At 65.9% G+C, this 16,631-nt stretch carries 13 protein-coding genes; 12 read left to right on the plus strand and 1 reads right to left on the minus strand.

The genetic code is table 11. The features are described 5' to 3' along the window. The first annotated feature begins 85 nt into the window (after positions 1–85). The 7 genes from AMS67_RS01780 (at position 86) to AMS67_RS01810 (ending at position 11,798) form a co-directional block, all read left to right on the plus strand. Positions 86–853 carry an SDR family oxidoreductase gene (locus AMS67_RS01780; RefSeq protein ID WP_053385833.1) on the plus strand — a complete coding sequence of 256 codons (768 nt, stop codon included), beginning with the start codon at positions 86–88 and terminating at the stop codon, positions 851–853. Between the two features lie 364 nt (positions 854–1,217). After that, positions 1,218–5,852, plus strand: a complete 4,635-nt coding sequence (gltB, locus tag AMS67_RS01785) for a glutamate synthase large subunit (protein ID WP_053385834.1) — start codon at positions 1,218–1,220, stop codon at positions 5,850–5,852. Next, positions 5,845–7,296 carry a glutamate synthase subunit beta gene (locus AMS67_RS01790; protein WP_053385835.1) on the plus strand — a complete coding sequence of 484 codons (1,452 nt, stop codon included), beginning with the start codon at positions 5,845–5,847 and terminating at the stop codon, positions 7,294–7,296. Before gltB ends, AMS67_RS01790 begins: the two co-directional genes overlap by 8 nt. 35 nt (positions 7,297–7,331) lie before the next feature. Beyond that, positions 7,332–8,930 (plus strand): DUF7059 domain-containing protein, encoded by a 1,599-nt coding sequence (locus tag AMS67_RS01795; RefSeq protein ID WP_053385836.1) that lies wholly within the window; start codon positions 7,332–7,334, stop codon positions 8,928–8,930. Between the two features lie 7 nt (positions 8,931–8,937). Further along, positions 8,938–10,257, plus strand: coding sequence for a histidinol dehydrogenase (hisD, locus tag AMS67_RS01800; protein ID WP_193787059.1), 1,320 nt, complete (start codon positions 8,938–8,940; stop codon positions 10,255–10,257). Further along, positions 10,257–10,742, plus strand: coding sequence for a transcriptional regulator NrdR (gene nrdR, locus AMS67_RS01805; protein WP_053385838.1), 486 nt, complete (start codon positions 10,257–10,259; stop codon positions 10,740–10,742). Before hisD ends, nrdR begins: the two co-directional genes overlap by 1 nt. 3 nt (positions 10,743–10,745) lie before the next feature. After that, positions 10,746–11,798, plus strand: a complete 1,053-nt coding sequence (locus tag AMS67_RS01810) for a quinone-dependent dihydroorotate dehydrogenase (protein ID WP_075201174.1) — start codon at positions 10,746–10,748, stop codon at positions 11,796–11,798. A gap of 106 nt (positions 11,799–11,904) precedes the next feature. Here AMS67_RS01810 and AMS67_RS01815 read toward each other — a convergent pair whose 3' ends face one another. Then, positions 11,905–12,474, minus strand: coding sequence for a DUF3043 domain-containing protein (locus AMS67_RS01815; protein ID WP_053385839.1), 570 nt, complete (start codon positions 12,472–12,474; stop codon positions 11,905–11,907). Positions 12,475–12,683: 209 nt separating this feature from the next. Between AMS67_RS01815 and AMS67_RS01820 the strand changes: the two genes are divergently transcribed. The 5 genes from AMS67_RS01820 (at position 12,684) to AMS67_RS01840 (ending at position 16,628) form a co-directional block, all read left to right on the plus strand. Next, the gene (locus AMS67_RS01820) at positions 12,684–13,061 is read left to right on the plus strand and encodes a HesB/IscA family protein (protein WP_053385840.1); all 378 of its coding nucleotides are present in this window, start codon (positions 12,684–12,686) and stop codon (positions 13,059–13,061) included. 162 nt (positions 13,062–13,223) lie between these two features. Further along, entirely contained in the window at positions 13,224–14,072 is an 849-nt protein-coding gene (gene ctaC, locus AMS67_RS01825) for an aa3-type cytochrome oxidase subunit II (protein ID WP_053385841.1), read from the plus strand. A gap of 16 nt (positions 14,073–14,088) precedes the next feature. Continuing rightward, positions 14,089–15,732: an aa3-type cytochrome oxidase subunit I gene (ctaD, locus tag AMS67_RS01830; protein ID WP_053352995.1), complete on the plus strand. Its 1,644-nt coding sequence runs from the start codon at positions 14,089–14,091 to the stop codon at positions 15,730–15,732. Between the two features lie 18 nt (positions 15,733–15,750). Beyond that, positions 15,751–16,173 (plus strand): aa3-type cytochrome oxidase subunit IV, encoded by a 423-nt coding sequence (ctaF, locus tag AMS67_RS01835; RefSeq protein WP_053352996.1) that lies wholly within the window; start codon positions 15,751–15,753, stop codon positions 16,171–16,173. 11 nt (positions 16,174–16,184) lie between these two features. Next, positions 16,185–16,628, plus strand: coding sequence for a GNAT family N-acetyltransferase (locus AMS67_RS01840; RefSeq protein WP_053352997.1), 444 nt, complete (start codon positions 16,185–16,187; stop codon positions 16,626–16,628). Positions 16,629–16,631: the final 3 nt, after the last annotated feature.

Consider the following 16,631-nt stretch of genomic DNA (forward strand, 5'->3'; position numbering starts at 1 on the left):
CCTGGCTGCGCGATACCCCCGACCTGGGGATTGACTGGCCGTCCAGTACCCTGGATGCAGGTATCACCACGATTGAGGAGTACATGTGACCCAGATTCTCGAGCCCGGCAGTCTCGCCGGCCGACGCGCCCTGGTAACGGGATCATCCCGAGGCATCGGTGCGGACACGGCGCGCTACTTCGCTGAGGCGGGCGCCGACGTGGTTGTCAACTTCCGCAACAAGGCCCCTCGGGCCGAGAAGCTCGCGAACGAATTCCGTGAATTGGGCGTTCGCGCACTGGTGCAGGGAGCTGATTTGACGGATCCCGCGTCGGTGCAGTCGATGTTCGACGCCGTGCGCGAGGAGTTCGGCGGCCTGGACATCTTGGTGCTCAACGCGTCGGGCGGTATGGAGAGCGGGATGGGCGAAGACTACGCACTGCTGCTGAACCGCGACGCGCAGCTCTCGGTGCTCGACGCCGCGCTCCCGCTGCTGAGTGAGGGATCGCGTGTCGTGTTCGTCACCAGTCACCAGGCGCACTTCATTCGCACGACACCGACGATGCCGGAATATGTGCCGGTTGCGGAGTCGAAGCGCGCGGGTGAGGATGCACTTCGAGCGCGCATCCCCGAACTCGAATCGCGTGGCATCGGCTTCACCGTCGTGTCGGGCGACATGATCGAGGGCACGGTGACCGCGACACTGCTCAATCGTCTCAATCCTGGAGCGATTGAAGAGCGTCGTGAGCAGGCGGGCAAGCTCTACAACGTTTCGGAGTTTGCGGCGGAAGTGGCTCGCGCGGCAGTCGACCCGGTGCCTGCAGACCACACGCGACTCGTGGGCGACACGTCGAGCTTCGGCGCAGACGCATAGCCTGACTCCCTCCCAGAACATCAACGCGGTGTTCGATAATCGAACGGCACCCCCTACCGGGTTCGATTATCGAACACCGCGTTTGTTCTATCAAAGTGGCGACTCCGGGGCGCTGTGTTTCCGGGACGTTACGAATCGGAAACGTCTGCGGCAAAAGTCAATAAGTTCCGTCAAAAATTCGGCAATCTTCCGCGCGTCCCCGCACGCGAGGCAGGAACTGCGATGTCGTTTGCATTTCGCCGAAGAAACAGAGTGCTACATTTTGGGCTCAGCCACCGCGCAAGAGCCGGGGAGCCCTTGGGTACCTCGGTGAGCGCATGACCGCACCGGGGCGCACGACGTCCCGACGATCGAGAGGACGTCGATGCCGCAGCGCTCGCCGATCACCCACCCGGGCTCGACTTTCCCCGCCCCTGTCGGACTCTACGATCCCGCGGACGAGCGCGATGCCTGCGGGCTCGCCTCCGTCGTCGCGCTCACCGGTCAGGCCAGCCACACGATCATCGAACAGGCGCTTGAAGCGCTCGAGCATCTGGAGCACCGCGGCGCGGTCGGCTCAGATGCAGGAACCGGCGACGGCGCCGGCATATTGAGCGACCTGCCCGACCTCCTCATCCGCGGGGAGCTCCACGCGCAAGACGCCTCGCTGCGCCTGCCTGAGCCGGGCGCATATGCTGCCGGCCTCGCGTTCCTGCCGCAGGCGACCACGGAACGCCGTGCCGTGCAGTATCGCATCGCGGCGATCGCCGCGGAAGAGGGGCTGAGCGTGCTCGCCTGGCGCCCGGTGTCGGTGCGCCCCGACGTGCTGGGTGAAAGCGCGCGTATCGCGAGCCCCGTCATCGAACAGCTCGTGCTCGTCGCCGCGGCAGGGACGACGATCAGCATGGACGACCTCGAGCGTCAGGCATTTCGCACGCGCAAGCGCGTGCAGCATGAGACGGGCTGCTACCTGCCGTCGCTCAGCGCGCGCACCATCGTCTACAAGGGCATGGTGACGACGCTGCAGCTGCCCGGCTTCTACCCGGAGCTCTCCGATGCGCGATTCACGAGCCGGTTCGCCATTGTGCACTCCCGGTACTCCACGAACACCTTCCCGTCCTGGCACCTCGCCCAGCCCCTGCGCATGGTCGCGCACAACGGCGAGATCAACACGGTGCGCGGCAACCGCAACTGGATGCGTGCGCGCGAAGCGCAGCTCGAATCGGAGCGACTCGGCGACATCACGCCGCTGCTGCCGATTTGCTCGGACGGGGGCAGCGACTCTGCCAGTTTCGACGAGGTCTTGGAACTCCTGGTGCAGGCGGGACGGTCACTGCCGCATGCACTTGCGATGATGGTGCCTGAAGCGTGGGAGTCGGAGTCGGGACTGTCACCCGAACTCGTCGATTTCCTCGAGTACCACTCGCTCGTCATGGAGCCCTGGGATGGGCCGGCCGCCATGATCGCGACTGACGGCACCGAACTCGTCGCGCTGCTGGATCGCAATGGTCTGCGCCCGGGGCGGTATCTCGTGACCTCCGATGGGGTGCTCGTGATCGCGAGCGAGACCGGCGTGCTCGACATCGCGCCCGAACGCGTCGTGCAGCGCGGTCGGTTGCAGCCCGGCCGCATGCTGGCGGTTGATCTCACGACCGGCGTCATCCGCGATGACGAGGCCGTCAAAGCAGAACTCGCGGCGTCGCAGCCGTGGGGCGAGTGGCTCGCCGAGGGGCGCATCCGGCTCTCGGAGCAGCCGGAGCGCGAGCACTTGGTGCATCCGCCCGCCTCGATCGAGCGACGCCAGCGCACCTTCGGGTACACCGAGGAGGAGCTCCGTGTGCTGCTCACTCCGATGGCTCGGGACGCGATCGAGCCGCTCGCTGCGATGGGCAGCGATACCCCGATTGCGACGCTGTCGGATCGCCCGCGCCTCGTCTTCGACTACTTTGTGCAGCAGTTCGCGCAGGTGACGAACCCGCCGCTGGACGCGCTTCGCGAAGAATTGGTCACCAGCCTGCGCGCCGGTCTGGGGCCGCAGGAGAATCTGCTCACGCAGTCGGCCGATCATGCGCGCCAGGTGATCCTCGACTTCCCGGTGATCAATAACGACGCTCTCGCGCGCATCCAGCACTTCGGCGACGACCCTGAGCGGGAACGCGCAGTCACGATTCGCGGGCTCTATCCGGTTGATTCGGGTGCCCGAGGCCTCGCCGACCGACTGGACGCGATGTGCCGCGAGGCGAACGCCGCGATCGATGCCGGCGCCGAGTTCATCATTCTCTCAGACCGCGATTCGAACAAGGATCAGGCCCCCGTACCCTCCCTGCTCGCTGTGTCGGCGGTGCATCACTACCTGATTCGCGAGGGCAAGCGACTGCGCGTCGCTCTCGTCGCCGAAGCCGGAGACGTGCGCGAGGTGCACCACGTGGCTGCGCTCATCGGCTACGGCGCCGCCGCGGTGAACCCGTACCTCGCGATGGAAACCGTGGGACTTCTGGTGCGCGACGGTTCGATTCCGGAGGTGTCTGAAGACGCCGCGCTTGCCGGGCTCATCAAGGCGCTGGGCAAGGGCATGCTGAAGGTGATGTCCAAGATGGGCATTTCCACGGTCGCGTCGTACTGCGGTGCGCAGACCTTCGAGGCCATCGGCCTGTCGCAGCAGGTGGTCGATCGCTACTTCACCGGTACGACCTCGCGGCTCGGCGGAATCGGGCTCGACGTCATCGCTGCTGAGGTCGCCGCGCGGCATCGTTCTGCGTACCCCGACGATGTCGCGGCCCACGCGCACCGCACCCTCGAGACCGGCGGGGAATACCGCTGGCGACGTGGGGAAGAGCCGCACCTCTTCGATCCCGAGACGATCTTCAAGCTGCAGCATGCCACCCGTACCGGGCGCCGCGACATCTTCACGGCGTACACGGAACGGGTCAACGAGCAGCAAGAGCGTCTGATGACGTTGCGCGGCCTGTTCAAGTTCGCACCGCAGCGGCCCGCAGTGCCGCTCGGCGAGGTCGAGCCGGTCAGCGACATCGTGAAGCGTTTTGCGACGGGCGCGATGAGCTACGGTTCCATCTCGCCCGAGGCGCACGAAACGCTCGCGATCGCGATGAATCGGCTCGGCGCGAAGTCGAACACGGGCGAGGGCGGCGAGTCTGACGATCGTCTGCTCGACCCCGAGCGCCGCAGCGCGATCAAGCAGGTCGCCTCCGGTCGTTTCGGCGTCACCTCGATGTACCTCACGCACGCCGATGAGATCCAGATCAAGCTGGCGCAGGGCGCCAAGCCGGGGGAGGGCGGGCAGCTGCCGCCGACCAAGATGTACCCCTGGATCGCCCGTACCCGTCACGCGACGCCGGGCGTGGGCTTGATCTCCCCGCCGCCGCACCACGACATCTACTCGATCGAAGATCTCAAGCAGCTGATCTTCGACCTGAAGCGTGCGAACCCGTCTGCGCGGATCAGCACGAAGCTGGTCGCGCAGAGCGGCATCGGGCCGGTTGCGGCCGGTGTCGCCAAAGCCCTCTCCGACGTGATTCTGGTGTCGGGTCACGACGGCGGTACCGGCGCGAGCCCGATGAACTCTCTGAAGCACGCCGGATCGCCGTGGGAGCTCGGCCTCGCCGAGGCGCAGCAGACGCTGATGCTCAACGGCTTGCGGGAGCGCGTGGTGCTCCAGGCCGACGGGCAGCTCAAAACGGGCCGCGATGTGGTCATCGCCGCGCTACTCGGGGCCGAAGAGTTCGGCTTCGCGACCGCTCCGCTGGTGGTCTCCGGGTGCATCATGATGCGCGTCTGCCATCTCGATACCTGCCCGGTGGGCGTCGCGACGCAGAACCCCGACCTGCGTGCGCGCTACACCGGTCAAGCCGAGCACGTGGTGAACTTCTTCCGTTTCATCGCCGAAGAGGTGCGCGAGATTCTCGCTTCGCTCGGGTTCCGCTCGATCGACGAAGCCGTGGGCGACACCTCGGCGCTCGACGTCGACGACGCGATCTCGCACTGGAAGGCATCGGGGCTCGACCTGACGCCGATCCTGCGCGGACCGGTGTTCGCCGAGGGTGAGCCGCGCCGTCACGGACGAGAGCAAGATCATGAGCTGGGCGAGCACTTCGACGTGCAGCTGATGCCGATGGCAGCAGATGCGCTCGAGCGTCGCGACCCGGTAGTGATCGACCTGCCGATCCGCAACATCGATCGGGCCGTCGGCACCACGCTCGGCCACGAGGTGACCAAGCGCTTCGGCGCGGAGGGTCTCGCCCCCGAAACCATCGACATCACCCTCACCGGTTCGGCCGGGCAGTCGCTCGGCGCCTTCATGCCCGCAGGCATCACGCTGCGACTGGTGGGAGACGCGAACGACTACGTCGGCAAGGGACTGTCGGGCGGCGAGGTCGTGATTCGCCCGCACCCCGAATCCGGGCACCCCGCTTCAGGCAACGTCATCGCCGGCAACGTGATCGGGTACGGGGCGACGAGCGGTTCGCTCTGGATCGCGGGCGTCGTCGGTGAACGGTTCCTGGTGCGCGGCTCGGGAGCGACCGCCGTGGTCGAGGGCACGGGCGACCACGCGCTCGAGTACTTCACTGGTGGCTTCGCGCTGATCCTCGGGCCCACGGGCCGCAACATCGGTGCCGGTATGTCGGGCGGCGAGGCGATCCTGCTCGATCTCGACCCGGCCGACGTCAATTCGGCCGAACTCGCGTCGGGCTCGCTGCTGCTGCAGCGGTTCGGGGGAGCGGACGACCTCGGCCCGGGGCTGCCCGACGGCGAAGAGCGCGCGCTGCGCGAGAAGATCGTCGGGCTCGTCAAGCGGCACGGCGAGCAGACCGGCTCTTCGGTCGCCGCCGAACTGCTCGAGAGCATCGAGCGCGACCCCGAGGGCACCTTTGCCCGATTCACGCGTCTGATCCCGCGCGGCTACTCGCGCGTCCTCGAGATTCGAGTGCGCGCCGGTGAACAGGGCATCGACCCCGATGGCGACCGTGTCTGGTCCGAGATCTTGGAGGCGACTCATGGCTGATCCCCGCGGATTTCTGAAGGTGCGCGAGCGCGAACTCGCGCCGAAGCGACCCGTCGAACTGCGACTCAAGGACTGGAGCGAGGTCGTCGACCCCGCGAACCCGAAACTCGTCGCCAAGCAAGCATCGCGCTGCATGGACTGCGGCGTCGCGTTCTGCCACCAGGGCTGCCCGCTCGGCAACCTCATTCCCGAGTGGAACGACCTGATGTTCCGCGGTCGCGAGCGGGAAGCCATCGAGCGTCTGCACGCGACGAACAACTTCCCCGAGTTCACGGGTCGCGCCTGCCCGGCACCCTGCGAGTCTGCCTGCGTGCTGGGAATCAACCAGCCCGCGGTCACGATCAAGCAGATCGAGAACAGCATCATCGACCAAGCGTTCATGAACGGCTGGGTCGTGCCGCAGCCGCCGTCGCGCCTCACGGGCAAGACCGTGGCGGTCGTCGGATCGGGGCCCGCGGGCCTCGCCGCGGCGCAGCAGCTGACCCGTGCCGGTCACACGGTCGCCGTCTACGAGCGCGATGAGGAGCCGGGCGGCCTGCTCCGGTTCGGCATCCCCGACTTCAAACTCGAGAAGACGCTCGTCGCGCGCCGTGTGGAGCAGCTGAAGGCCGAAGGCACACGGTTCCGGTGCGGCATCGAGATCGGCCGCGACATGTCGTGGAGCGAGCTTCGTCGACGTTACGACGCCGTCATCGTCGCGACCGGCGCCACGGTGCCCCGTGAACTGCCGCTGCCCGGCCGCGAACTCGCCGGCATCATGCCCGCGATGGAGTACCTGTCGGCCTCAAACCGCGTGCAGTCGGGCGCGCTCGCCGAGACGCCGTTCGACGCCGCGGGTAAGCACGTAATCGTGATCGGCGGTGGCGACACCGGCGCCGACTGCATCGGCACCGCGCACCGTCAGGGAGCGAAGTCGGTCACGAATCTCGCGATCGGCAAGAGGCCGTCCGAGTTCCGCAGCACGGGCCAGCCGTGGCCGGTGCACCCCACCCTGTTCGAGGTGTCGAGTTCGCATGAAGAGGGCGGAGAGCGCAAGTTCCTCGCGTCGACCGTCGAATTCGTCGCCGGCGAGGACGGTCAGGTCGTCGGGCTCCGCGTGGCAGAGACCGGCTTTACGGACGAGGGCCGTGTGCCGATCGCCGGTACCGAGGAACTGCTCGAGGCAGACCTCGTGCTCATCGCGATGGGATTCACCGGCCCCGAGGAGATCGAAGACCCCGCTCATCGTTTGGAGCGCTCGAAGCGCGGCGCATTCGAACGGGAACGCGACTACGCCACCGAACTCCCCGGTGTGTTCGTCGCCGGCGACGCCGGCCGCGGTCAGTCGCTGATCGTCTGGGCGATTGCCGAAGGTCGTGCCGCCGCCGCGTCGGTCGATCGGTACCTCACGGGCGACACCGTGCTACCGAGCCCGGTCACCGCGCACGACCGCGCGTTCGTCTGAACGGACACCGCCGCGGGGCGGACTACGCTGAGCAGGTGCACGATGAACTCGCTCAACGTCTTCGAACCGACCTCGCGGCGGCGGCGTACCGCGCCGCCGCCGTCGCCGCTCTGCTCGGATCCGTGGCCGACGACGCGCGACAGCGCGGCGTGTTCGCGCCGGCGCGCCAGGCCCTCGCCGGTGCGCACGGTGCGCTTGCGACGCTCGTTCGTGTCTTTCTCCTCGGTGAGGCGGTGCCGGATCGCGACATCGAGGCTGCATTCCCCGCACTCGGCGCCACCGGGGCGCATCAGCTTGGCCTGATTGTGGCCGACGGGGGCGCTGCGAAGCAGCCCCTCGACGCGCCCGATGACGGCGTGACCCCGTCGTCGGCATGGCGTGCCGCACTCTCGCTCAACTCCGTGGTTGTCGACGCCGATGCCGAGTGGTGGGTACTCTCCGATCTCGACGACCAATTGCGACGCGGCCCGGCCCGGCCCGACCACGTCATGGGTGTCGGCGGCGCAACACGCTCATTGCTCGCACAGTCGCCCCGCCGAACGGTGGAACGAGCGCTCGATCTCGGCACCGGCTGCGGCATCGTGGCGATGCAGCTGACGCGATTCGCCTCGAGCGTGGTCGCGACCGACATTTCGGAGCGGGCTCTCGCGCTCGCCCGCACGAACGCCGTACTGAACGACGTTGCCGATCAGATCGAGTTTCGGCAGGGTGATCTGTTCGCGCCGGTGCTCGACCAGAAGTTTGACCTGATCCTGTCGAACCCTCCGTTCGTCATCACGCCCCGTGGCGCCGGCACACCCGTGTACGAGTATCGCGACGGCGGACTTACGGGTGACGCGCTCGCAGAACGGGTGATCACGCAGGGGCCCGAGCACCTCGAAATAGGGGGCACGCTTCTCTGCCTGGCGAACTGGGAGTCACCGTGGGGCACCAACGGACTCGGTCGGGTGGGCGACTGGATTGAGCGTGCGATCGGGATCGCCGGACCACTCGCGGCCTGGGTACTCGAGCGGGATCGCGTCGAGCCGGCGACGTACGCGGAAACCTGGGTGCGTGACGGGGGAGCGCGACCGGGAGATCCCGCGTTCGAAAGACTCCTTGACGACTGGCTCGCCGACTTCACGGCTCGACGCATCACGGCGATCGGTCTGGGATCCGTGCGCTTGCGACGGCGCCCCGCGACCGCCGAATCCGTCGTCCAACTCGACTCAGCGCTGGGTGCATTCTCTGAGGCACCGGGGGATCGGCTGCAGCGCGCGTTCTCGGTCGGTGCGGCCACTTCGGCGGCCGACGCCGCGACGGTGCTTGCGACCCGCTGGGTGCTCGACGACGCCGTGGTCGAAGAGCGAGAACACCGCCCCGGCGAAGAATCCCCGCGGCGCATCACCCTCACCACCGACCAGCCCATCGCCCGACGTGTTGCCGCCGATGCACTGTTGGCCGCCGCAGTCGGAGCCTGCGACGGAGAGCTCACGCTGCGGCAGATCGCCGACGCGCTCGCGACGCTCCTCGAGGTCGATGCATCCGCGGCCGCAGACGCACTCGTCGCCGGAATCACCGAACTCGCCTGGTTTGGAATGGTCGCACCCAGGAGTGAGGTCGTGCCGGGCAGTGAAGCTGCGCCGGTAGACTGATTCGGTGATGCGAACGATCGACCTGCGCGGCTCCGACCTGTCGCGATCTACGTTGCTGCAGCTCGTGCCGCGTGCAGCAGTCAGCGCTGATATCGCAGTGGAGCGCGTGCGGCCGCTGGTCGCCGACGTCGCGGAACGCGGTGAAGCCGCGCTGCGAGACCAGGCCCGTAGTTTCGACGGAGTGGCAGATCATGCGCTCCGCGTGCCGACTGAAGCGGTGCGAGCGTCGTTGGACGACTGCCCGCCTGACGTCGAAGCGGCGCTGCGAGCGCTCATCGCGCGGCTCAGGGTCGCCTCGGCAGCCCAGGTTCCCGAAGCGCGAGAAACGCGCATCGCGGATGGCGCAGTGATCCGTCAGCGCTGGCAGCCGGTTTCCCGGGTGGGGCTCTATGCACCCGGTGGAAAAGCCGCTTATCCGTCCTCGGTCGTGATGAATGCGGTGGCGGCGCAGACCGCTGGTGTGCCCAGCCTGGCGCTTGCGTCGCCGGCGCAACTCGAAAACGACGGCCTGCCGCACCCCGCGGTGCTGTGGGCGGCCGCGTTGTGCGGCATCACCGAGGTCTATGCCATCGGCGGCGCAGGAGCGATCGCCGCGTTCGCGCACGGTGTGCCGGAGATCGGCCTTGACCCGGTCGACGTCGTGACGGGACCGGGCAATGTGTTCGTCGCTGCGGCGAAGCGCGTGGTGAGCGGACTCGTCGGCATCGACGCCGAGGCCGGGACGACCGAGATCCTCGTGATCGCCGACGACACGGCTGATGCCGCATTCGTGGCGGCCGATCTCATCAGTCAGGCCGAGCACGATGAAGCCGCAGCTTCGGTGCTGGTGACGGATTCGCCTGAACTCGCTGATCGAGTCGCGGCCGAGATTGCGGATCGCGCAGTCGTGGCATTCCACGCCGAACGCGTGGCGACGGCTCTTCGGGGCCCGCAATCCGCCATCATTCTGGTCGACGATCTCGATGCAGCAGCTCAGGTGAGCAACGCCTACGGGCCCGAGCATCTCGAGATCCACACCCGCGATGACGAGGCCGTCGTGGCACAGATCTCCGATGCCGGTGCCATCTTCCTGGGGGCCTACACGCCGGTCAGTCTCGGCGACTACCTTGCCGGCTCGAACCACGTGCTCCCGACGGGCGGCACCGCCAGATTCGCGTCGGGGCTCGGCGCTCACACGTTTCTGCGCCCGCAGCAGATCATCTGCTACGACCGTGACGCGCTCCAGTCTGTCGAGCAACCGTTGCGCGCACTCTCGCAGGCCGAAGGCCTCCCCGCCCACGGAGACGCCGTGAGCGTTCGATTCGAATCAGCAATGGAGACCCGCTGATGCACTGCCCGTTCTGCCGTCACCCCGACTCGCGCGTCATCGACTCGCGCACCGCTGATGACGGACTGTCAATTCGCCGCCGCCGCCAGTGCCCGGAGTGCGGACGCCGATTCACCACCACTGAGACGGCAAGTTTGACCGTGATCAAGCGATCCGGCGTCGTCGAGCCGTTCAGCCGAGAGAAAGTGATGAGCGGCGTGCGCAAAGCGTGCCAGGGGCGACCCGTCACCGAGGCAGATCTCGCCGTGCTGGCCCAGCAGGTCGAGGAGTCGGTTCGCTCGAGCGGCATCGCCCAGTTCGATGCTAACGAGATCGGGCTGGCGATCCTGCCCCATCTGCGCAAGCTCGACGAAGTGGCGTACCTGCGCTTCGCGAGCGTGTACCAGGCATTCGAGTCGCTCGAAGACTTCGATGCCGCGATCGAAGAATTGCGTGCTCGCCCGGCCGCGGCGACCGCTGCGTCCACGACTGACCCGGAGGCCTGACCCGTGCGCTGCTATCCGCTGCTGTTCCAGACCGTGCTCCGCCGCATGGATCCCGAACGGGCGCACCACCTCGCGTTCCGCGTGATCCAGGCGATTCCGTTCGCCGGTGCAATCGCTCGGCGCGTGACCGGTGCCGATCCGTCGCTACGCGTCGCGGCGCTCGGCACCGTGTTTCCCAGCCCGTTCGGGCTCGCCGCCGGATTCGATAAGAATGCGACTGCGATCGCGGGGCTCGGAGCGCTCGGCTTCGGCCACGTCGAAGTGGGCACGCTGACGCGACACGCGCAGCCCGGCAACCCGAAGCCCCGCATGTTCCGACTCGTGAGCGACCGAGGGCTCGTGAACCGCATGGGATTCAACAACGGTGGCTCCGCAGCAGCCTTGCCGCGGATCGAACGTGCGCGACTCGCACGCCACCGGCCGATCATCGGGGTGAACATCGGCAAGAGCCGGGTGACCGAAGTCGAAGACGCCGTGCACGACTACGTGTGGAGCACAGAGCGTCTCGCTCCCATCGCGGATTACCTCGCGATCAACGTCAGTTCGCCGAATACCCCTGGCCTGCGCGGGCTCCAGGAACTGGAAATGCTCGAGCCTCTGCTCGCGGCAGTGCGTGATGCCGCCGGAACGACTCCGGTGCTCGTGAAGATCGCCCCCGATATGGGCGACGAACAGATCGATGGCATCGTCGCGCTGGCGTGCAAGACGGGGCTGAGTGGCATCATCGCGACCAACACCACGATCGCTCGTGAGGGGCTCAACGCGTCTTCGGCGGAGATCGAGCGCATCGGGGCCGGTGGACTATCGGGCGAGCCACTGCGTGATCGTGCACTCGACGTGCTGCGACGCATCCGAGCGGTTGAACCCGATCCCGAATTCTGCGTCATCGCCGTCGGTGGAGTGACGAGTGCGTTTGACGTGCTCGAGCGTCTGCGGGCCGGTGCAACACTCGTCCAGGGGTACACGGCCTTCATCTACGAAGGGCCGCTGTGGGCCCGCGCAATCAACCGGGGACTGCGACGCGCCGGTTACCGGGGGAGTGCTGCCCCGAAGTGACCCGGCGGGTTCCGAAGCCGCGCCTGTCGTGTTGCTTCTGCTCCGCAACGCAGTGAGCCCGCGCCCCAGATGAGGGGCGCGGGCTCACTGCGTGTTCGGAATGGGCTCAGCTGGGGAACGCGCCTCGCTTGACGAGCGCCTTGGGTGCGCGGAGCGGCCGGAACTGGAACGCGCGCATCGCTGCATACCAGCGGAAGCCCGGCTGCACGCGATCCTCACCGAACTTGTCGCCGAGCTTGCGCTTCAAGCGCATGCCGAGGAAGACGGCGTCGAGCACAGCAAGACCGACGAACGCCCAGATCACGAAGAGGCTCACGACCTGAATGGGGCCGGGGATGAATGTCATCACGAGGACCACGAGCATCATCGGGATCAGCATCTCGCCGACGTTCCATCGAGCGTCCACATACTCGCGGACGTAACGGCGTTGCGGGCCGCGATCGCGCGGGCCGAGGAAGCGCTCATCGCCCTGCATCATGCCGACGCGCATCCGCTCGCGAGTCTCTGCCTGCTGACGACGCTGCTCTTTGACCGCGGACTTGTCGCGTGAGCCGACGATCGGGCGAGCGTTCGCGGCCTGGGCCTGCTTGCGCGAGGGCGTCGGGCGGCCCTTGCCTACGACGGCGTCGTCGCCGTCTGATGCCTGCTGCTCGTTCGCAGCGCCCTTCTCTGCCACGCGAATCCTCTCCATTGGCCGCGCCGAGGCACGGAAGTCGTGGGCTGCACGCAAACGCTGCGCCCGGTGGTGCTGCACGCGCTCGGTGCACGCGGTGATCGGCCGGGGCCGACATACCCCCAAGAGTACCGTGCTCGGCTCCGCGTTCACGACGCGCCCGGCGCGGTAGACTGCTTGCAAACGATCACGACGTGAGCGAGGAGTTACGCATGAGCATCGATACGATCGCACCGGCGGGTACCGCGGCCGCAGCAGAACAGGCGCACGGCGTCGCACTGAGCGAAAACGCACGAGACAAGGTGCGCAGCCTGCTCGCCCAGGAGGGACGAGGCGACCTGCGTCTGCGCATCGCCGTGCAGCCCGGCGGTTGCTCGGGGCTGATCTACCAGTTGTTCTTCGACGAGCGCGAGCTCGACAACGATGCAGTGGTCGACTTCGACGGTGTCGGCGTGGTCGTCGATGCGATGAGCATTCCGTATCTCAACGGTGCCACGATCGATTTTGAAGACACGATTCAGAAGCAGGGCTTCACGATCGACAATCCGAACGCGCAGGGCAGCTGCGCATGCGGCGACAGCTTCAGCTGAATCCGCGCCCGCGCGACACCAGTATCCGCGACACCCCCTCGTGGTTCGGGGAACGGTCGTGTTCGCGCTAAGCTGTCAGGGAGTCATCAGCTTCGCTCGCATGCGTGCGAATCGAAGCGAAACAATGTTTTCGAAAGGTATGCGGTGCGTTCCAATCGTCGAATGAAATGGGTCGCGGCCCCGGTAGCGCTCTCCGCAGCGCTGCTTCTGGCGGGCTGTACTCCCGAGCAGCAGCGAGGCTTCCTCCCTGCAGGCTCCGAGGGGGCCACGAACCACACCGATGGAGTGACGGGCCTCTGGGTCACCTCCTGGATCGTGCTGCTTGCTGTGGGCGTCATCACGTGGGGGCTCATCATCTGGGCCACCATCGCCTACCGGCGCCGGAAGGGCCAGACTGGCCTGCCCGTGCAGCTGCGCTACAACATGCCGATCGAGACGTTCTTCACGGTCGTCCCCGTGATCCTCGTGATCGGCTTCTTCGCGTTCACCGCACAGGAACAGTCGAAGATCGAGGCGCGTTACGACAACCCCGAGAACATCGTCGAGGTTGTGGGCAAGCGCTGGTCGTGGGACTTCAACTACGTCAACGACGATGTCTACTTCCAGGGCGTCCAGGTGCAGACCGATGACGACGGTGAGGCCGAGGCCGATACCATGCCGGTGCTCTACCTGCCGGTCGACAAGACCACCGAGATTCGTCTCGAGACCCGCGATGTCATTCACTCCTTCTGGGTGGTGGAGTTCCTCTACAAGAAGGACATGATCCCGGGTCAGACGAACTACATGAGCTTCACTCCGACCAAGACCGGCACCTTCATGGGCAAGTGCGCCGAACTCTGCGGCGAGTACCACTCGATGATGCTCTTCCAGGTCAAGGTCGTCGAACAAGACGAGTACGACGCTTACGTCAAGTCGCTCCGCGAATCCGGGAACGAGGGGCAGGTCTCTGAAGATCTGAACCCGAACCAGGAGAAGTTCCAGAGCGACCAGGCCAAGGCTCAGAACGAGTAACGAGGGATACGAAAACATGAAGAAGGGCAATGTCATTGTCTCGTGGCTGACGTCCACGGACCACAAGGTGATCGGGTACATGTACCTGATCAGCTCCTTCGTGTGGTTCCTGATCGGCGGCCTCATGGCTCTCGTCATCCGTGCGCAGCTGTTTGCGCCGGGCCTCGAAGTCATTCCGACCAAAGAGCAGTACAACCAGCTGTTCACCATGCACGGCACCATCATGCTGCTGATGTTCGCGACCCCGCTGTTCGCAGGCTTCGCCAATGTCATCATGCCGCTGCAGATCGGTGCTCCTGACGTCGCCTTCCCGCGACTCAACGCCTTCGCGTTCTGGCTCTACACGTTCGGTTCGCTGATCGCCGTCGGCGGCTTCCTCACCCCGCAGGGAGCGGCTTCGTTCGGCTGGTTCGCGTATGCTCCGCTGTCAGATATGACGTACTCGCCAGGTGTGGGCGGCAATCTCTGGGTGCTTGGCCTCGGCGTTTCCGGTTTCGGTACCATCATGGGTGGCGTGAACTTCATCACGACGATCATCACGATGCGCGCTCCGGGTATGACGATGTGGCGCATGTCCGTGTTCACCTGGAACACGCTGATCACCTCGATCCTGGTGCTGCTGGTGTTCCCGGTGCTCGCTGCGGCGATGTTCGGCCTCGCCGCCGACCGAATCTTCCACGCTCAGATTTACAACGGTGAGGGCGGTGCCATTCTCTGGCAGCACCTCTTCTGGTTCTTCGGCCACCCCGAGGTGTACATCATCGCGCTGCCGTTCTTCGGCATCGTGTCCGAGATCTTCCCGGTGTTCAGCCGCAAGCCGATCTTCGGGTACAAGACGCTGATCTACGCAACCATTGCGATTGCCGCGCTCTCCATGACCGTGTGGGCTCACCACATGTATGTCACCGGCTCGGTGCTGCTGCCGTTCTTCGCACTGATGACGATGCTCATCGCCGTGCCGACGGGCGTGAAGATCTTCAACTGGCTCGGCACCATGTGGCGCGGATCGATCACGTTCGAAACGCCCATGCTCTGGTCGATCGGCTTCCTGGTCACCTTCGTCTTCGGCGGTCTCACGGGCGTCATTCTCGCGTCGCCGGCACTCGACTTCCACCTGTCGGATACGTACTTCGTGGTCGCGCACTTCCACTACGTGGTCTTCGGAACGGTCGTGTTCGCGATGTTCGCGGGCTTCTACTTCTGGTGGCCCAAGTGGACCGGCAAGATGCTCGACGAGCGTCTCGGCAAGATCCACTTCTGGGTGCTGTTCATCGGGTTCCACACCACGTTCCTCGTGCAGCACTGGTTGGGCGTGATGGCGATGCCGCGTCGTTACTACACCTACCTGCCTTCTGACGGCGTGACCTGGGGCAACCAGCTCTCGACCGTTGGTGCGATGATTCTTGGCGCATCGATGATTCCGTTCCTGCTGAACGTGTACATCACCGCGCGCCGCGCACCGAAGGTCACGGTCAATGATCCGTGGGGCTACGGCCGTTCGCTCGAGTGGGCGACCTCCTGCCCGCCGCCGCGCCACAACTTCACGTCGATTCCGCGCATTCGTTCGGAGTCGCCCGCATTCGATCTCAACCACCCCGAGATCAGCGGTGTGGAGCAGCCGATTCGGCAGACCGAGCGCGAGCTCGCTGACAAGCAGTGAGCTGAGGAGTCACCAGTTATGAAATCCAATATCGTTATCTTCTGGATTCTCACGGTCTACTTGGTCGTGCTTGCCGCGGTGTACACCGTGTGGAACATCATTGCTCACGGTTATGTCGAATGGGTCGGCTCCACCGCGATCCTGTTGTCGGGTGCCCTGACGGGCTTCATCGCTTCCTACCTGGTGCTTGTGCAGCGCAAGCAGGGCGGCGTGCTCGTCGAAGATCTCGAGGACTCCGATATCGATGATGGAGACCCGGAGCTCGGCGAATTCAGCCCTTGGAGCTGGTGGCCGCTCGTGCTTGCCTTCGGCGCCGCAATCGTGGTGCTCGGCCTCTGCATCGGGTTCAACTTCTGGCTGTCGTTCTTGACACTCCCCATCGTCATCGTCGGTGTCGTCGGTTGGGTTTACGAGTACTACCGCGGTAACTTCGCGCGCTAAGGCGGTTGCAATTGGGAATCATCATTCGACGCGGTCGCAGCGAAGACGGCGCAGACGTTCTCGGACTGGCGCGCCAGTTCACCACGGGCCGCGAGCCCATCGGTCGCGATGAGTTCACCGTCGCCTTCGACAACGTGCTGCGGCACCGCGACCAGGAAGCGAACGTGCTCTTCGTTGCAGAGCTCGAAGATCGTGTGGTCGGCTACTCGTTGATGACGGTCTCTCGGCTGTTGCACGCACCGGGTCTTACCGCGCATCTCCAAGAGATCGTGGTCGACGAAGGTTCACGCGGCCACGGAGTCGGCGATCGACTGATGCAGGCCAACGAGCACTACTGCATGGGACGTGGCGTGCGACAGCTGTCGGCCTCGACCGCTCGATTCGGTTCCTTCTACAATCACCGCGGCTTTGAAGCGGTTGGTGAGCACTACCGCAAGATTCTCGAACTGGGATAGCGC

Source organism: Leucobacter japonicus (genome assembly GCF_001273855.1).
GTDB classification, from domain to species: Bacteria; Actinomycetota; Actinomycetes; order Actinomycetales; family Microbacteriaceae; genus Leucobacter; species Leucobacter japonicus.